This window comes from Bradyrhizobium murdochi, assembly GCF_000472965.1.
GTDB lineage: Bacteria > Pseudomonadota > Alphaproteobacteria > Rhizobiales > Xanthobacteraceae > Bradyrhizobium > Bradyrhizobium murdochi.
Map to the genome: position 1 here is coordinate 600,363 of NZ_AXAU01000002.1, position 17,383 is coordinate 617,745.

14 protein-coding genes are annotated in these 17,383 nt (G+C 63.7%); 11 read left to right on the forward strand and 3 right to left on the reverse strand.

Annotation, left to right across the window (positions count from 1 at the left end; all coding sequences use genetic code 11):
- Positions 1-121 precede the first annotated feature (121 nt).
- From YUO_RS0110245 to YUO_RS0110255, 3 genes are all read right to left on the reverse strand, one after another.
- Positions 122-1,270, reverse strand: coding sequence for a hypothetical protein (locus YUO_RS0110245; protein WP_028347163.1), 1,149 nt, complete (start codon positions 1,268-1,270; stop codon positions 122-124).
- Positions 1,271-1,301: 31 nt separating this feature from the next.
- A complete protein-coding gene (locus YUO_RS0110250) occupies positions 1,302-2,069 on the reverse strand; it encodes an SDR family oxidoreductase (protein WP_028347164.1) in 768 nt (255 codons plus the stop codon).
- A 131-nt stretch (positions 2,070-2,200) separates the two neighbouring features.
- The gene (locus YUO_RS0110255; RefSeq protein WP_347335920.1) at positions 2,201-2,881 is read right to left on the reverse strand and encodes a TetR/AcrR family transcriptional regulator; all 681 of its coding nucleotides are present in this window, start codon (positions 2,879-2,881) and stop codon (positions 2,201-2,203) included.
- Between the two features lie 214 nt (positions 2,882-3,095).
- On the opposite strand from YUO_RS0110255, the gene YUO_RS0110260 reads away from it, so the two are divergent.
- The 11 genes from YUO_RS0110260 (at position 3,096) to YUO_RS0110310 (ending at position 17,383) form a co-directional block, all read left to right on the forward strand.
- On the forward strand, positions 3,096-4,097 hold the full coding sequence (locus YUO_RS0110260; RefSeq protein WP_028347166.1) for an alpha/beta fold hydrolase: 1,002 nt from the start codon (positions 3,096-3,098) through the stop codon (positions 4,095-4,097).
- On the forward strand, positions 4,097-5,524 hold the full coding sequence (locus tag YUO_RS0110265) for an MATE family efflux transporter (protein WP_235782673.1): 1,428 nt from the start codon (positions 4,097-4,099) through the stop codon (positions 5,522-5,524). The genes YUO_RS0110260 and YUO_RS0110265 overlap by 1 nt, the downstream gene beginning before the upstream one ends.
- A gap of 200 nt (positions 5,525-5,724) precedes the next feature.
- Entirely contained in the window at positions 5,725-6,975 is a 1,251-nt protein-coding gene (locus YUO_RS0110270) for an ABC transporter substrate-binding protein (protein WP_028347168.1), read from the forward strand.
- A 139-nt stretch (positions 6,976-7,114) separates the two neighbouring features.
- A complete protein-coding gene (locus YUO_RS0110275) occupies positions 7,115-7,942 on the forward strand; it encodes an AraC family transcriptional regulator (protein WP_028347169.1) in 828 nt (275 codons plus the stop codon).
- Positions 7,943-8,070: 128 nt separating this feature from the next.
- Entirely contained in the window at positions 8,071-9,081 is a 1,011-nt protein-coding gene (locus tag YUO_RS0110280; RefSeq protein ID WP_028347170.1) for a branched-chain amino acid ABC transporter permease, read from the forward strand.
- A gap of 1 nt (position 9,082) precedes the next feature.
- Positions 9,083-10,165: a branched-chain amino acid ABC transporter permease gene (locus YUO_RS0110285; protein ID WP_028347171.1), complete on the forward strand. Its 1,083-nt coding sequence runs from the start codon at positions 9,083-9,085 to the stop codon at positions 10,163-10,165.
- A complete protein-coding gene (locus YUO_RS0110290; protein WP_028347172.1) occupies positions 10,158-10,940 on the forward strand; it encodes an ABC transporter ATP-binding protein in 783 nt (260 codons plus the stop codon). Before YUO_RS0110285 ends, YUO_RS0110290 begins: the two co-directional genes overlap by 8 nt.
- The gene (locus tag YUO_RS0110295; RefSeq protein ID WP_028347173.1) at positions 10,933-13,167 is read left to right on the forward strand and encodes an ABC transporter permease; all 2,235 of its coding nucleotides are present in this window, start codon (positions 10,933-10,935) and stop codon (positions 13,165-13,167) included. The genes YUO_RS0110290 and YUO_RS0110295 overlap by 8 nt, the downstream gene beginning before the upstream one ends.
- 2 nt (positions 13,168-13,169) lie before the next feature.
- Positions 13,170-14,003, forward strand: coding sequence for a phosphoenolpyruvate hydrolase family protein (locus YUO_RS0110300; protein WP_028347174.1), 834 nt, complete (start codon positions 13,170-13,172; stop codon positions 14,001-14,003).
- Positions 14,004-14,026: 23 nt separating this feature from the next.
- The gene (locus YUO_RS0110305) at positions 14,027-16,936 is read left to right on the forward strand and encodes a flotillin family protein (RefSeq protein WP_028347175.1); all 2,910 of its coding nucleotides are present in this window, start codon (positions 14,027-14,029) and stop codon (positions 16,934-16,936) included.
- Positions 16,937-16,945: 9 nt separating this feature from the next.
- Positions 16,946-17,383, forward strand: a complete 438-nt coding sequence (locus YUO_RS0110310) for an SRPBCC family protein (protein ID WP_028347176.1) — start codon at positions 16,946-16,948, stop codon at positions 17,381-17,383.

Genomic DNA, 17,383 nt, shown 5'->3' on the forward strand with positions numbered 1-17,383 from the left:
CTGCCACGAGAGAGCACTCCAGGCGAGAGTATTTTATTGAGACTTCGCTCAATGCCGATCGCTGATTCGAGTCTCATCAATAACTCACGGATCGCGGTGATTTCGTGATCGCGCTCCGCAATCAACCCGTTCTCTCACCACGGTCGCGTCCGAGCTTGCTCAGCCGCTCAATGAACTTTCCCTTTTTCTCATGGCGCGCTCGGATCGCGACGACGCGACTGTTGAAATCATCCTGGCTCCCCTCTTCCAGAGCCAGCGACTGAAGATCGGAAAGCAAGCTTATCGCCGTCTCGTAGCCGGCCGGGTTGCGGCGTTCGATTTCCCGCTCGATGTCGCGCCAGACGCTGGTGCCGCGTTGCTTGAGAACCTCGAGCCGCGCGCGGCGCGCCTTTTCTGCCTTCGCCGCCTCGCGGCGCCGATCCGCCTCACGGCGCTCGGCTTCGGCACGCTCACGTGCCTCTCTGATCTCCTGTGAACGTCGCCGCAATGCACCGGCTGTGCGGTGTCTCGCAGGTATCGGGTTTTCCTTGCGAAGTCTTTTCCTGAGTTCCGCGCCGACATAGGAGTCTCCCTCGGCGGCGCGCAGCAACAACTCAATCTTCTCACGTTCAGGAATAGCCGCCAGCGTTTTTCGCAGGTCGTCCTTGGATACCGCGGCATCATCGCCGCCCAGTTCGGCAGCCGCTTTTACGAGATCGGGATCGATATAGATGAAGTCGGCAAAGGCTACGAGTGCCCCAGTCAGCGGAGCTAGGCCTGGCAGCGGCTCGACTTGATCCTCAGCGATCAGTTCGTCCTCCACCGCAATCAGCCAGAGGAGATAAAACAATCTAAGGTCTCCCGACAGCACATCAGTCCGCAGCGGTGCGAGCGCAGCGAGCCGACCGGAGCCATCGTCCCAATCGTCCCAATCGTCATAGCCTCCTTCCTCGTGACGTTGAATATCTACGATCAAATTGTCGCCGGAGGTCCAGACGTCGACCCAATCGATCTCGCCAAGAAAGGAATCTAGGTCCGCCTGGTTCACGAAGCGCGCGGGCACCCGCAGCATCAGGCGCCGCGACCCCCAATTCGCGAGATAAAGATGCAGGTCGAACCAGCGCTCCATGAACTTGCACGGGTCGCCTTTGAGGTCGCCCCATTTGTAATGGTTGGTGAAGCTCGTTGCTGTGATGCGCGCCCGTGACGAAATCGATCGTAACTCGCCCTGTGCCGCTTTGTCGAGCGGTCGATCGACCGCCTGAAATTCGTAGTACTGATATTCGCTCATGCGCGAGAACGGCTCTCAAGGATTGGGAATGCTAAAGACAGGTCGTGATGCCGCCGTCGACGTAGAGCGTATGCCCGTTGACGAAGGACGAGGCATCTCCCGACAGAAACACCGCGGCGCCGATCAGTTCGTCCACGTTGCCCCAGCGCAAGGCCGGCGTCCGCTTTTCAAGCCACGCTGAAAATTGGGGATCGTCGACCAGCGCTTGATTCAGCGGGGTCTTGAAGTAACCCGGCGCGATGGCATTGATCTGCAGTCCGTGCCTGGCCCAATCGGCGCACATGCCGCGCGTGAGATTCTTGATCGCTCCCTTGGTAGCGGTGTACGGGGCAATGCCCGGGCGGGCCAACTCGCTTTGAACCGAGGCGATGTTGATGATCTTGCCCTTGCCGCGCGGGATCATGTGGCGCGCGACAGCCTGGCCAACATAGAAGGCGCTCGAGACATTGGTCCTGAGCAATTGCTCCCACTTCTCCGCGGGAAAATCCTCAAGCGCCGTGCGAAACTGCATGCCGGCGTTGTTGACGAGAATATCGATCGCCCCATCCGTCCGTTCGATTGTCGCAACCCCTTCGCGGACATCCTCGGCAACGGTGACATCGAAACCGGCGACCGCAACCTTGTGCCCGGCTGCGGTCAAGCTTGCGGCGGCGGCCTCAAGCTTGCTGCGCTCCCGTCCATTCAGGACCACGGAGGCGCCATGCTCGGCGAGCCCTCGCGCGATGGCGAGACCGATCCCCTGGGACGATCCTGTGACGAGTGCTCGTTTGCCGGCCAGATTGAACAGTTCAAATGCCACGGCGGACCTTCTCCATGCGTGCAGGTGGATCGGATGGACCTAGAAATACCGCACACCGCGGTCAAGCCAAAACGGCAGATCATCCAAGATAGTGAGCGTACCGGCGACGCTGCAGGCGAAGGCAGGCGATTTCACCTGGGCTTCGGATGGATGTTTAGAAACCCTGTCGTTGCCGCGTGGGCCCGCCGCGCTATTTCGCCAGCACTCGGGCGATCGGCCACTTGAAGAAGCAGGCCGGTCATCAGGTCGCCCCAGAGCAGCCCCAAGAATTGTTCGACCATCGCGGCAGGATCGCCATCGCACAGCCCGGCCGACTTGGCGTTCGCCATGATCTCTCGCAATGAATCACGCGTAGGCCGGCGAGCGATCGAATCCAGCGCTTGTGCAACCTTTGGCGCGTGCACTGTTTCGGATATCGCCAGCCGGAACACAGCAACGACGACCGGATCGGTCGTTTCCGTCAAAAGCCTTGTACCAAAGGTGGCAAGCACGTTGGCCAGGGTTTCCCTGTCACGCAACTCAGGCAGATCGGCCGGTGCTTTCAACCGCCGGGCGCGCTCGGTGATGCAGGCGACCAGCATCGCTTCCTTGTTGCCGAAAAGCGAATAAAGCTCGCGTTTTGACACGCGTGCGCGTGTCGCAATCTCCAGCGTGCTGGTCTGCGCATAGCCGCCCTCCATGAATGCCGAAAGGGCCGCACCGAGAATCCGCTTCCGGACTGCGGCGCCATCGATTTCTTCCTCGCGCGGCTTCATTTTCGGACTCATCGATGTCATTTCCCTCTTGACTCGGTACCAAGTGGTACCATACATCGCTCATTGGGTACCAGACAGTACCAAAACTGGTTGTGACGGTAAAGATCGGCGGCGTTCACCTACTCGCTGTGAGTACGCCGGCTTAACCTGAGGAAAGACCATGAACAGACGCCAGCTATTGGCTGCGGCATTGGCACCGCTCGCATTGCGAATTGCGCCAGGCGCGATCTCGTCAAACGCATCAGCAGCAACTTCGGAGCGGGATGGAAAAATGAGCAAGACCACGCAACGGATCATCGAATGCAACGGCATCCGCATCAACATCGCCGAACAGGGCGAGGGACCGCTGGTGCTGCTGGTGCACGGCTTTCCCGAATCCTGGTTCTCCTGGCGGCATCAGATCGATGCGCTTGCCGCCGCCGGCTTCCGTGTCGTCGCTCCGGACCTGCGTGGTTATGGCAAGAGCGACGCGCCGCAAGCGATCGATCAGTACACGATCCTGCATCTCGTAGGCGACATGGTGGGCATCCTTGATGCCTTGGGCGCGGCGACCGCCGTTATCGCCGGTCATGATTGGGGCGCCAGCATTGCCTGGCAGGCAGCTCTCATGCGGCCCGACCGCTTCCGGGCGGTCGCAGCCCTCAGCGTCCCGTTCCGCCCGCGCGGCAAAGTGGTGCCGACCAGTCTCATGCCGCGCACGGAGACGGCGCAATTCTATCAACTCTATTTCATGGAGCCCGAACCGGCCGAGGCGGAGTTGGGGCGCGATCCGCGCGCGACCATTCGCAACATGCTATTCGGGGCGTCCGGCGATGGCGTAGCCGCGGCCCGCGCGGCCGTCGCTGCGGGCGGGCCCGCGCCGAACCTTGGCATGGTGCCGAAGGGCGGCGGATTTCTGCAAGGACCCGGCGCCCCCAGAATCCTGCCATCCTGGATCAGCGAAAGCGACATCGACTTTTACGGCGAGGAGTTCAAGCGAACCGGCTTCCGGGGCGCGCTCAACTACTACCGCAACATCGATCGCAACTGGGAAATCACGGGGGCTGTGGCCGGCATGCAAGTATCTATACCGGCGCTCTATATCGCGGGCGATCGTGACTTCCTGCTCTCGTTTCCCGGAACGGACCAGTTGCTCGCCAACCAGAAGAACTTCGTTCCCGGCCTGCGCAAGATTCAGATGCTGCCCGGCTGTGGCCACTGGACCCAGCAGGAGCGGCCGAACGAGGTCAGCACCGCGCTGGTGGAATTTATTCGAGACCTGCCGAGCCGATGATGACAACCCTGACGCCGCAACAACCGTCCTTGCCGCGACCGGTGGCCGTGGCCGGCAGCCGGGAAGAGAACAAGGCAGCAAAGGTCAAGCAGCGGTCGATGCTTGAGGGCCCTGTGCTGCCGACGCTTCTGAAGCTTGCTCTGCCGACGCTCGTGGTCATGATCGTGCAAACCCTGGTCGGGGTCGCGGAGACCTATTTCGTCAGCTTCCTCGGGACGGAAGCGCTGGCGGGCGTCAGCCTGGTGTTTCCCATCTTTATGCTGATGCAGATGATGTCGAACGGCGGCATCGGTGGTGGTGTCGCATCGGCAATCGCGCGTGCGATCGGCGCCGGCAAAGTGGCGGAAGCCGAGGCGCTGGCGCTCAACGCACTCGTTCTCGCCATGGCTTTCGGAGTGATCTTTGCCGCCGCCGAATGGCTGTTCGGCGAGGCTGTCTACCGCTTGCTCGGCGGTCAGGCGGGAGCCCTCGGCGCAGCTCTCGAATATGGCCACGTTATCTTCTTCGGAGCGATCTTTGTCTGGATCGTCAGCCTTCTGGCGGCGGCTCTTCGTGGCGCAGGCAACACCGTCGCGCCGGCGGCCGTCATTCTGCTGGGCGTGTTCGTGCTGCTTCCGCTTTCACCCGCCTTGATCTTCGGCTGGGGACCCTTTCCGCAATTCGGCGTAGCGGGAGCCGGCGTTGCCGTCGTCGTCTACTATCTCGTCGGTGCGCTCGTGTTGATCGTCTACATGCGCTCCGCCCGCGCCTCGTTGCGTCTGCCGTTCGACGTGCGCCTCATCAAGTGGCGGCAGCTTGGCGATATTCTTGGCGTCGGCGGGTTGTCGGCCATCGGCACCATTCAGTCCAATCTGACGGTCGTCCTGGTCACCGGCGCCGTCGGGCTGTTCGGCACTGACGCCATCGCAGGCTACGGAATTGCATCGCGCCTCGATTACATCCAGATTCCGCTGCTCTTCGCGCTTGGCAGCGCGGCGCTCACGATGGTCGGGGTCAACATCGGCGCGGGCCAGATCAAGAGGGCGGAGCGCATCGCCTGGGTTGCCGCATTTTTTGCGGCCGGTGTCACCGAACTCCTCGGACTTGTCGTGACGATATTCCCACACGCCTGGCTGACGCTGTTCAGCACGGAGCCCGAGGTTCTTGCCGCCGGCTCGATCTATTTCCGCACCGTTGCGCCCTTCTACGGCGTGGCGGGTCTCGGCATGCTGCTCTATTTCGCAGGCCAAGGCGCCGGCCGCGTGATGTGGCCGGTTTTCGGGGGAACCGTCCGGCTGCTCGTCGCGGCGGGAATTGGCTGGCTCGTCGTTGCCTATCTTGGCGGCGGATTGAGGGAGCTCTTCATTACCGTTGTCGCGGGCTCGATCGTTTCCGGGGGCATCGTCGCATCTGCGCTTTGGCTACGTGGCTGGGGGCGGGCCGGCTAGGCTTCGCCAGCCTCGGCATCTCGTCGCGGCGCAGCATGCAAAATGAGACTACCGGTCAAGTTGCAGCGGGCGAAGCTGCACGCGCCGCCCCAGTCATCGGCTAGTTTTTCGCTCGGCGGTCCCGGTCGCAATGCACTGTGAAGGGCATGACGATTTCGGAACGACCTATAGAAAAACTGGCGATACATGGGAGGGGTTCGATGTTTAGAAGCTGTGCGGGACTTATCGCGCTGAGCAGCCTGTTGCTTTCCGGCGCCGCCTTAGCTCAAGAGAAGATCAAGGTCGGCGTCACCGCGACCCTCGAAGGCACCTATACGGTGCTCGGCGAGGACGGAATCCGCGGGCACCAGACGGCGATCAACACACTCGGCAAGAAGGTCGGCGACAAGGAAATCGAATTCATCATTGCCTCCACGGATGCCACGCCCGACTCCGCGGTTCGTGCCGTGCGCAAGCTGATCGAGCAGGACAAGGTCCAGATCCTGCTTTCGCCCTTGTCCGGTGACGAAGGCATTGCGGTCAAGAACTTTGCCAAGACGCGTCCGGAATTGACCTTTGTGAACGCTGCTTCCGGCGCGCAGGAAACCACTTATGTCGATCCGGCGCCGAACTTCTTCCGCTACAACATGGACGGCGCCCAGTGGCAGGTGGGCCTCGGCAAATACGCTTACGACACCAAGGGTTACCGAAAGATCGCGACGGTGGGCGAAGACTATTCGTTCATCTACACCCAGGTTTTCGGGCTTGTGCTCGAGTTCTGCGGCGCCGGAGGACAAGTCACCAACCGGCAATGGGTGCCGCTCGGCACCAAGGACTTTGCCTCTGTCATCGCCGCCCTGCCCGACGACGTCGACGCGATCTATCTCGGCCTTGGCGGTGCCGATGCCGTCAATTTCCTGAACCAATATCAGCAGGCCGGCGGCAAGGCGCATCTGATGGGCGGCTCGATCATGGTCGACCAGACCATCCTCTCCGCCAAGGGCAACGCCAAGAATGCGCTGCTCGGCACCATTGCCGCGAGCGGCCAGGCCGATACCTGGGAGGATGCGGGCTGGCAGAAATTCGTGAAGGCTTATCAGGACGCCTTCCCGCCGAACAAGCGGTTCCCCAGCCCGTCACTGCTCGCCACCAACTATTACAACTCGACGATGGCGCTCATCCTGGCGCTGCGTCAGGTCAATGGCGACCTCAGCAACAACCAGGCCAAGCTCAAGGAAGCCCTCGCCAAGATCGAGCTCGATGCGCCCAACGGCAAGATCAAGCTCGACTCCAACCGCCAGGCGATCGGAACCAACTTCGTCACCGAAGTGGTGGATGACGGCAAGGGCGCCCTCTTCAGCAAGGTCGTGAAGGTCATTCCGAACGTGAACCAGACGCTCGGCTACGACCCGGCAGTGTTCTCCAAGATCGGGCTGCCGAGCCGGACGGTTCCGGAGTGCAAGAAGTACTGACCTCTTCGCATTTGCGAACGGGCCCCGGTCATGCCGGGGCCCGGGCTGGACGTGATCTTCCCTTGATCTTCCCTTGCATTCTCGCGGCGGATGTTGAACGCTGGTTGAAAAGACAAGAACATCCCGCGGGAGGGAAGGCATGAGCAAGGCTCTCGCCGTCTTCCACGGCCGGTTCGGTCGCGCGACGGTCTATCAGTTGAACCGCCCCTTCAACATGCACGCGCATCGCGAAGGGCACCTGATTTTTCATGTCGGTGGAACGCCAGCCCGCATTGATGTGTGCGACGAGCGATGGCTGCTTGCCGAAGACTCCATTATTGCCGTCAACCCCTGGGAACCACACAATTTTGTCCCGACGGACATGGAGAACGGGGCGATCTTCTTCGTGCTTTACGTCAACGCCGAATGGTTCGCCCCCGACGCGGCCCGCGTCCATAGCCTGCGGTTCGGCCGCACCTGCTTCAAGCGTACGGCCACGCTCGACAGGCACATTCGCCGCTCTGCCGCGCTGGTGTGCGGCGCACCTTCGCTGAGCAGCCTCGACTGCGAACTCAGGCAATTGATCGACAGTTGTTATGACGAAAGCTGGCAGACGTCCGAGCCGGTGCAGGAGACGCGCACCGCCACCGCCGTCACCGACTTTCGCGTCCGCAAATCCATCAAGCTGATGTCCGAAAGCCCGGGCGCCGAGATCGAGCTGGATTCGATCGCGCGGGCCTCCGGGCTGTCGCGCCCACACTTCTACCGGCTGTTCCGCACCCAGACCGGCGTGACGCCAAACCTCTATCTCAATACACTGATCATGGAACAAGCGCTGGACGCCCTGGTCGCGACCGAGGTGCCGATCGCCGATATCGGCTTCGATCTCGGCTTCTCCTCCCAGAGCGGTTTCACCCGCTTCTTCGCGGCCAATGTCGGGATGGCGCCGACTGAATACCGCCGCGCCGCCAAAGTCTTGCGCCCCTGAGCGCACTTGGTGCGAAAAGATACTGACAATCAAGTGCAAGGTTCGCGACGCCGTTAGGATGCCCAAAACGCGAGCCGAAACGGCCGCGGCGTCTGGGAGGACGGTATGGCGACGGCCGGGCTACTGCCGTGACACGATTCATCGAGCGCCATCCGGCATGGGCGCTGATCGCACTGGTCGCGATCGCGCTGCTGCTGTGGCTGATCCTCGCCGTCTGGCCGCCCGGCCTTGAAGAGACAATCGGCAGAAAGCGGGTCTTTCTCAATGCCGTCTTCAACGGCATCACGCTCGGCAGCCTCTACTTTCTGGTGGCAAGCGGCTTCACCCTGATCTTCGGCCTGATGCGCAACGTCAATCTGGCGCATGGCTCGCTTTATCTGTTCGGCGGCTACATCGGTTACGCCATCAGCGCCTGGACCGGTTCCTGGATCCTCGGCTTCATCATCGCATTTTTCGGTGTGGCGCTGGTCGGCATCGTCCTGCAGATCGTCGTCTTTCGCCGCATGGAAGGGCAGGATCTGCGCCAGACCATGGTCACGATCGGTCTCTCGATCGTGTTTGCCGATCTGATGCTGTGGGCCTTCGGTGGTGACTTCTATCAGATCCAGACGCCGAGCTGGCTGGTCGGCCCGATCGAATTGCCGCTGGTCACCGCGGTCAGATCGTCGGGTGAGGCGGTCTATTTGCGTTATCCGCTGGTGCGGCTCGTGATCCTGGTCGCGGCGATCGTGATCGGCATCGCGATGTGGCTGGCGCTCAACCGAACCCGCGTCGGCATGATGGTGCGCGCCGGCGTCGATGACCGCGACATGCTGGCAGCGACCGGCGTGCCGATCCAGCTCGTCTTCGTTGCCGTGTTCGCGCTTGGCGCCGGCCTCGCCGGCATCGCGGGCGTCGTCGGCGGAACCTTTCAGTCGCTTTCGCCCGGCGAAGATACCCGCTTTCTGCTGGCTTCCCTCGTCGTCGTCATTGTCGGCGGTATGGGATCGATCCCGGGCGCGGCGCTGGGCGCCGTCATCATCGGCCTCGCCGAGCAGCTCGGCTCCGTCTACATCCCGACTTATGCAATCGTCGTGACCTTCCTGATCATGGTGCTGGTGCTGGCGCTGCGGCCGCAGGGCCTCCTTGCGAGGCGCTGACATGTCGCTGCTCCAGGGCGCCCATCCTCAGACCAGTCAGCCGGCAGAAGCGCGCGCGGCGTTGTTGGCATGGCCGGAATTCAACAAGCCGGCTGTCTGGCTGGTGGCCGTGATCCTCTTGATCATGCCGTTCATCGCCAACGGCTTCTTCCTCATCGAGATCTTTGCCACGACGCTGATCCTCGGGACCGTCGCACTCAGCCTGATGTTCCTGGCGGGCTATGGCGGCATGGTCAGCCTGATGCAACTCACCGTCGCCGGCTTTGCCGCTTACATGGTCGCGGTGTTCGGCATGAGCGCCAACACCAATATCAGCCTCGGCTGGCCGTGGTGGCTCGCTACGCCGATGGCGCTCATTCTAGCCACGGTCTTCGGCACGCTCGGTGGCGCGCTCGCGGTGCGCACCGAGGGCATCTACACCATCATGATCACGCTCGCGATCGGCGCGGCCTTCTACTATTTCACCAATCAGAACTGGCCGATCTTCGGCGGCCACACCGGGATCAACACCATCGCCACGCCGCGTTTCTGGGGCATCGACTGGCGCTCCGATATTCCCTTCTATTACGTCACGCTGGGCGTCGCGGCATTCTGCTACTTCGCCGTTCAATATGTCTCGCGCGCGCCGTTCGGCCTCGCGCTGCAGGGCGTGCGCGACAATCCCCGCCGCATGGCCGCACTCGGCTTCAACGTCAACGCGCACCGCGTGGCAGCCTACGCCTTCGCGGCCTTCATCGCTGCACTCGGCGGCGTGTTGCAGGTCTGGAACTACCGGCAGATTTCGCCCGGCTCGGTCAGCGTCGGCGCCTGCATCGACATCCTGATCATCGCCGTGGTCGGTGGCATCACCCGCCCCATCGGGCCCTTCATCGGCGCCTTCATCTTCGTCATCCTGCGGACCTTCGCGCTCGATCTATTGGTCAAGCTCGGGCTCGACGGCAACCGCTTCCGGCTGCTGATCGGCCTCGGCTTCCTCGCCATCGTGTTCTGGTCGTCGGATGGCGTGATCGGTCTCTGGGAGCGGTGGCGCCGCGGCGCGGCGGCCGTCGATAAACGCGCGGGCGGAGGCCACGGCCATGGATAGCACCGCGCCACGCTTTTCGGCTGTCGGCGCCGGCGCCGCGCTGGAACTGCGCGGCGTGACGCGGCTGTTCGGCGCGCTCGCGGCGCTGACCGACGTCACCATTACCGTTCGTCCGGGCGAACGCCGCGCCGTGCTCGGCTCCAACGGCGCCGGCAAAACGACACTGTTCAATTGCGTGACCGGGGACTTTCCGCCGTCCTCCGGCACCATCCGCTTCTTCGGCGAGGACATTACCCACTTCCCGCCTTACGAGCGTATCAGGCGCGGCTTGCGCCGCACGTACCAGATATCGGCGCTGTTCCCCGGCCTTACGGTGAGGGACAACATCTATCTCGCCTGCCGCGGCGTTTCTCGCGGACGGTTTTCTCCGCTGCGCCCGGGGGCGAACGATGCCCTCATGCATGCGACAGAGGCGCTGATCCAGGCGGTGCACCTGACACCCCTGAGGGAGCAGCGCGTCGCGGAACTCGCGCATGGCCAGCAGCGGCAGCTCGAGATCGCACTCGCGCTCGCCGGCGCGCCGCGCTTCATCCTGTTCGACGAACCGGCCGCGGGCCTGTCACCCACCGAGCGGCGCGAACTGATCGATATCCTGACGTCGCTACCCGCCCATATCGGCTACATCATCATCGAGCACGACATGGATGTCGCGCTTCGCGTCGTCGAGAGCGTCACGATGATGCACAACGGCCGTGTCTTCAAGGAAGGCCTGCCGCACGAGATCGAAGCCGACCCGGAGGTGCAGGAACTCTATCTGGGGGCCGGCCATGAGTGATTTCAGCCGTTCAGCACCTGCCCTCGAAGTCCGGGGCCTCGACGTTTACTACGGCCACTCCCATGCGCTGCAGGGCGTCGAGCTGACGCTGGATTCCGGCGTGTTCTCGGTGGTCGGCCGCAACGGCATGGGCAAGACCACGCTGTGCAAGACCATCATGGGCTTGCTGCGGGCGAGCGGCGGTTCGGTGCGCGTCCGCGGCGAGGACATCACCCGCCTCAGCCCGGCCCGGATCGCGCAAGCAGGCGTCGGCTACGTTCCGCAAGGGCGACGGCTGTGGCGCTCGCTCAGCGTGGACGAACATCTGCGGCTGGCGGCCGGGATGCGGCGCGGCGTCTGGACCATCGATCGCATCTACGAGACGTTTCCCCGCCTTGCCGAACGCAGGGATCACGGTGGCGGTCAGCTCTCCGGCGGCGAACAGCAGATGCTGGCGATCTCGCGCGCGCTTCTGACCAATCCGCATCTCCTCATCATGGACGAGCCGACCGAAGGCCTCGCCCCTGTCATCGTCGCCCAGGTCGAGGAAATGCTGGTGCGGCTTGCCGAAGACGGCGAGATGTCGGTGCTGGTGATCGAGCAGAATATCGGCGTCGCCACGGCGATTTCGAAGAACGTCGCGATCATGGTCAATGGCCGCATCAATCGCATCATCGATTCCGCGCGCCTTGCCGCCGACCGCGAGTTGCAGCAACGGCTGCTTGGTGTTGGTGTCGTTGGTGTTCACGCCGAGCTGGAAACGGATATCGAAGCTATCGATGCGAGCGCGGAGAAGACGCGTCCCTCCCCGCCGCGCGCCCCGAGCACGGCACCAATCCGGATCTATATCTCCAATCCCACGCTGCCGACGCGCTGGTCGCAGCCGGCACCGATTGCGCGCATCGAGGCCGCCGCGCGGACGCTTTCGACGGGCATTCCCCGGATCGAAGACGTCGCACGGCAGAAACGCCAAGCCGGTGCCGTCGCTCAAACCGCGTCCGGGCCACCGGTCGTGCTCGTCGTCGGCACCCTCGATACCAAGGGCGAGGAGCTGCGCTTCATCCGCGACGTAATCGCCGGTCATGATTTGCGGACGCGCCTGGTCGACGTGTCCACCAGCGGCAAGCTCTCCACCTGCGACGTCTCCGCCCAGGAGATCGCGCTCAACCATGGGCGCGGCGGTTCGAGCGTGTTCGGCTCCGATCGCGGCGCCTCGGTGACGGCGATGGCCGATGCCTTCGCCAATTGGCTGCGCCGTCAAGGCAATGTCGCAGGCATTATTTCAGCCGGCGGCTCCGGCGGCGCCTCGCTGGTTGCGCCGGGCATGCGTAGCCTTCCTGTTGGCGTACCGAAACTCATCATCTCATCCGTCGCATCGGGAGATGTCGGCCCTTATGTCGGACCTGCCGATATCGCGATGATGTATTCGGTCACCGACGTGCAGGGGCTTAACTCGATCTCGCGTGCCGTGCTCGCCAATGGCGCCAACGCCATCGCCGGCATGGTGAAGGCGCGTCTCGACAATCAAAGTGCGGCCGAGCGTAATGCACGGGTTGCGTTGCCCGCTGTCGGCATCACCATGTTCGGCGTGACGACACCGGCCGTGCAGAAGATCGCGGCCGATCTGCGCAGCGATTTCGAATGCCTCGTCTTCCATGCTACCGGCGTCGGTGGCCGCTCCATGGAAAAGCTGGTCGATTCCGGAATGCTCGCAGCCGTCGTCGATCTCACGACGACGGAAGTCTGCGATCTCCTGATGGGCGGCGTATTCCCGGCAACCGACGACCGCTTTGGCGCGATCATCCGCAGCCGCGTCCCCTTCATCGGCTCGGTCGGCGCGCTCGACATGGTCAATTTCGGCGCGCCCGACAGCATTCCCGAACGCTACCGCCAGCGCAAATTCCACGTTCACAATCCGCAGGTGACCTTGATGCGCACCACGCCGGAAGAGAACGACCGCATCGGCCGCTGGATCGGCGAAAGACTCAACCGGATGGACGGGTCGGTGCGCTTCTTCCTGCCGGAAGGCGGTGTCTCCGCGCTCGATGCGCCGGGTCAGCCGTTCTGGGATCCGGAAGCCGACGCGGCGCTGTTTACAGCGCTGGAACGCAGCGTGCGCCAGACCGGCAACCGCCAGCTCATCCGCATCAGGCGCCACATCAACGAACCCGAATTTGCATCCGCCATCGTCAACGCGCTCCGTCCTCTGGTCGGACGCCCGGGGACACGTCGGAAAGTCGCGAGGTGACCATGGCGAAGTTCGAACGTTCAGCCATTCTGAAGAAGTTTCGCAACATGGCCGCCAAGGGCGAGCCGATCGTCGGCGGCGGCGCGGGCACCGGCCTATCGGCCAAATGCGAGGAAGCCGGCGGCGTCGACCTGATCGTGATCTACAATTCCGGCCGCTACCGCATGGCCGGCCGCGGCTCTCTCGCCGGCCTGATGCCCTATGGTGACGCCAACGCGATCGTGTTGGAGATGGCCGGCGAAGTGCTCCCCGTCGTCACCCGGACGCCGGTACTGGCCGGCGTCAACGGCACCGACCCGTTCCGCGACATGGACAGTTTTCTCGATCAGTTGAAGGCGCTGGGCTTTGCCGGCGTGCAGAATTTTCCGACCGTCGGCCTGATCGACGGCGTATTCCGTGCCAATCTCGAGGAAACCGGAATGTCCTATGCGCTGGAGATCGACATGATCGCCAAGGCGCGCGACAAGGACATGCTGACGACGCCCTATGTGTTCAGCGAAAGCGAAGCCGCGGCAATGGCGATCGCGGGTGCCGACATCATCGTCTGCCATCTCGGCCTGACCACCGGCGGCGCGATCGGTGCGCATACTGCGCCGAAGCTCGAAGACTGTCCGGAACAGATCGACACCTGGGCGGCAGCCGCCCTCAGCGTCAATCCGGACATCTTGGTCCTGGCCCATGGCGGCCCGATCGCCGAGCCCGCCGACGCCGACTTCATCATGAAACACACGCGCAAGTGCCACGGCTTCTACGGCGCCTCCTCGATGGAGCGCCTGCCGGTGGAGCGGGCGCTGACGGAACAGGTTCGCAAATTCAAGGCGATCGGCGCGCGGTAACGCCGAGACCAAGGGAGGAAGAGATGTCGGGGACTCTGGTTGGCGAATTGATCCTCTGGCTGATCGTCGCGATCGTCGTGATCGCCGTCGTCGTCTATGTCGTGAACTGGCTCTACCACCGATCGTCGAAGGAAGTCTCCTTCGTCCGCACCGGTCTCTTGGGCGAGCGCGTGGTGATCAATGGCGGTGCCTTCGTGCTGCCGTTCATTCACGACTACACGCCCGTCAACATGAACGTGCTGCCGATGGGCATCGTGCGGGCCAAGCATGACGCGGTGATTACCCGCGACCGCATGCGGATCGACATCGAGGCCGATTTTTACGTCCGCGTGCAGCCGACCCGTGAAGCCGTCGCGATCGCCGCTGCTACGCTCGGGCGGCGCACGCTCGAGCCGGGGCAGTTGCACGCCCTGCTTTCCGGCAAGTTTGTTTCCGCCATACGGTCAGTGGCCGCCGAAATGACAATGGAGCAGATGCACGAGCAGCGCGGCGAGTATGTCGCCCGCGTCAAGGCCGCCGCCGCCGAAGCGCTGGCCCAGAACGGGCTTGAGCTCGAATCGGTCGCCATCACCGATCTCGACCAGACCGACCTCGAATATTTCAATCCGTCGAACCGCTTCGACGCCGAGGGCCTCACCCGGCTGATGGAGGACATCGAAGCCAAGCGCAAGCTGCGCAACGATATCGAGCAGGATTCGATGATCAAGATCCGCGCTCGCAACCTCGATGCCGAGCGGCAGGCATTGGAGATCGAGCGCGAGAGCGAGACCGCCCGCCTCGAACAAGAACGCGACATCGAGATGCGCCGGGCGCTGCAGCGCACCGAGGTGGCGCGCGAGCGCGCGTTGCGCGAGACCGAGGCCGAGCAGGCGCAGATCGCCGCCCGCGAGGCAATCGAAAAGGCACGTATCGCCAATGAGCTCGCCATCGCCGAAGCCCGCATCGCCTCCGAGCGCGAAACAAGGCACCGCGAGATCGAGCGCACGCGAGCGGTCGAGGAAAAGGAATTGCTGGCGCGCGAGGAAATCGAAAAGGCCAAGATCGCCAATCAACGCGCGGTCGATACCGCCCGCATTGCTTCCGAGCGGGAGGTGCGGCAGCGCGACATCGAGCGCACACGGTCCGTCGAGGAAGCCGAGATCACGGCACGCGAAGCGATCGAGAAGGCGCGCATCCAGCAGGACCGCGCCGTCACCGACGCGCGGATCGCCAACGAGGAAGAAACCCGAAGGCGCGAAATCGAGCGCACCCGCGCGGTCGAAGAAGCCGAGATCGCGGCGCGCGAGGCAACCGAAAAGGCCCGCATCGCCCAGACCACGATCGTCAACCTCGAACGCATTGCGTCTGACGAACGCACCCGCGCGCTGGAGATTGCGCAGATTCGTACCATCCAGGAGGCTGAGATCGAGGCGCAAAAGGCCGTGGAAGCCGCGCGGATCGCCCGCGAGCGTACCCTGGCCGCCGAGCGGATCAGCTCCGAGCACGCCACGCGCAAGCTCGAAATCGAGCGCAACCAGGCGCTGGAAGTCGCAGGTATCTCGGCGCGAGAGGCAACCGAAGCCTCGCGCATCGCGCAGGAGGAGCGCGTTCGCTCGCTCGAAATTGCGCGCAACCGCGCCGTCGAGGAGGCCGATATCGCCTCGCGCGAAGCGATCGAGGCCGCCCGCATCTCCCAGGAGAAGGTCGTCGCCGCGCAGCGTATTCGGGCCGAACGAGAAACAAGGGGTCTCGAGATCGAGCGTACCGAAGCCATCGAAGCTGCCGAACTCAAGCGGCGTGACGTCATCGAGCGGCGCCGCGTCGAGGTCGAGCTGGCGCTCGAAGCCGAACGTATCGCTTCGTCCAGGACCCGAGAGGTGCTCAATATCGATCAGAAGAAGGCAGTCGAGATTGCCGACGAGGAGCGCGTGATTGCGCTGGCCGCCAAGCGCTCCGAGCGCATCGACGCTGATCGCCAGGTCAAGCAGGCCGAGATCAACGCGCGCAAGGAAGTCGAGACCACCGACGTCTCGCGTGAACAGGCGCTGGAGGCCGCCCGGCTCGCTCGCCGGCGCGCGATCGAGCAGCTCGAAGTCGGCCGTGTCCAGGCGCTGCAGGAAGCCGAGATTGCTTCCCGCGAGGAAGTCGAGCGGGCGCGCATCGCCGCCGACCGCGGCCTCGATGAAGCCCGTATCGGCCGCGAGCGGGACTTGCGGAAACTCGAGGTCAACCGCGAGAAGGACGTCGAAACGGCGCTGATGGAAAAGGCGATCGCCCTTTATCAGAAATCGCTGGAAGAATCCGCCGCCAAGGTGGCTGCCGAGGATGCGCGGGTACGCGCGACCGAAGCGGCCGAGCGCGTCGTCACCGCCCGCGAAAGCGAGATCGCCAAACGACAAAAGACCGTCGAGGTGCTGCTGGCGGAGAAGCGGGCGGAGGAGACCCGTATCGCCGCCGACGCCGAGCGCGTGCGCGCCGCGGTCGAAGCCGAGGCGCAGCGGTTGCTCAACGAAGCGGAGAACGTGCTCACCGACCAGGCGCGTTACTCGCTGTTCCGCCGCAAGCTGCTCGACCGGATCGAGGGCATCGTGCGCGAGAGCGTCAAGCCGATGGAGAAGATCGAGGGTATCCGCATCCTTCAGGTGGACGGCCTCAATGGCGCCGGCGGCGGCAATGGTGCCGGCCGCAGCGCCACCGACGAGGTGATCGACTCGGCGCTGCGCTACCGCGTGCAGGCGCCGCTGATCGACTCGATCCTTTCCGACATCGGTGTCGAGGGCGGCAGCCTCGCCAGGATGCCAGGCCTGATCCGCGAGGCGCGCGACATGCAGGGCATCAGGGATTCCGCGCGTAAAGGCGGCCAAGGGAAGCTTGAAGGCAAGCCCGACGCACCGCCTGCGGTCCCCGGCCCCGGCGAACCCGCTCCTGAACGCGGACCACGCAAGAAAGGGTGAGAGCACGCCATGGCCCGCGTCTACGTCTCCACTGTCGTCAACGCCCGCAACGACCGCGTCTGGGCGCGGGTGCGCGACTTCAACGGGTTGCCGAACTGGCATCCTGCGATTGCGGAAAGCCGCATCGAGGGCGGCGAGCCCGCGGACAAGATCGGATGCGTGCGGGATTTTCGCCTGCGCAACGGCGATCGTATCCGCGAAAAACTGCTCGGGCTCTCCGACTACGACATGTTCTGCACCTACTCCATCCTGGAGTCCCCGATGGGCGTGGAGAACTACGTTGCAACGCTGCGGCTGACGCCCGTGACCGACGGCGACCAGACTTTTCTGGAATGGACTGCCGAGTTCGACTGCGCGCCCGAGCGTGAGAACGAGCTCGTCAGCAACATCGGCGGAGGTGTGTTCCAGGGCGGATTCGACGCGCTCAAGCGCGCCTTCGGAGGCTAG

Excerpts from the sequence above, each read along its gene's own strand:
- YUO_RS0110245 (WP_028347163.1), bottom strand. The coding sequence starts at position 1,270 with ATGAGCGAATATCAGTACTACGAATTTCAGGCGGTCGATCGACCGCTC.
- YUO_RS0110255 (WP_347335920.1), bottom strand. The coding sequence starts at position 2,881 with ATGTATGGTACCACTTGGTACCGAGTCAAGAGGGAAATGACATCGATG.
- YUO_RS0110260 (WP_028347166.1), top strand. The coding sequence starts at position 3,096 with ATGAGCAAGACCACGCAACGGATCATCGAATGCAACGGCATCCGCATC.
- YUO_RS0110265 (WP_235782673.1), top strand. The coding sequence starts at position 4,097 with ATGACAACCCTGACGCCGCAACAACCGTCCTTGCCGCGACCGGTGGCC.
- YUO_RS0110270 (WP_028347168.1), top strand. The coding sequence starts at position 5,725 with ATGTTTAGAAGCTGTGCGGGACTTATCGCGCTGAGCAGCCTGTTGCTT.
- YUO_RS0110275 (WP_028347169.1), top strand. The coding sequence starts at position 7,115 with ATGAGCAAGGCTCTCGCCGTCTTCCACGGCCGGTTCGGTCGCGCGACG.
- YUO_RS0110285 (WP_028347171.1), top strand. The coding sequence starts at position 9,083 with ATGTCGCTGCTCCAGGGCGCCCATCCTCAGACCAGTCAGCCGGCAGAA.
- YUO_RS0110290 (WP_028347172.1), top strand. The coding sequence starts at position 10,158 with ATGGATAGCACCGCGCCACGCTTTTCGGCTGTCGGCGCCGGCGCCGCG.
- YUO_RS0110295 (WP_028347173.1), top strand. The coding sequence starts at position 10,933 with ATGAGTGATTTCAGCCGTTCAGCACCTGCCCTCGAAGTCCGGGGCCTC.
- YUO_RS0110300 (WP_028347174.1), top strand. The coding sequence starts at position 13,170 with ATGGCGAAGTTCGAACGTTCAGCCATTCTGAAGAAGTTTCGCAACATG.
- YUO_RS0110305 (WP_028347175.1), top strand. The coding sequence starts at position 14,027 with ATGTCGGGGACTCTGGTTGGCGAATTGATCCTCTGGCTGATCGTCGCG.
- YUO_RS0110310 (WP_028347176.1), top strand. The coding sequence starts at position 16,946 with ATGGCCCGCGTCTACGTCTCCACTGTCGTCAACGCCCGCAACGACCGC.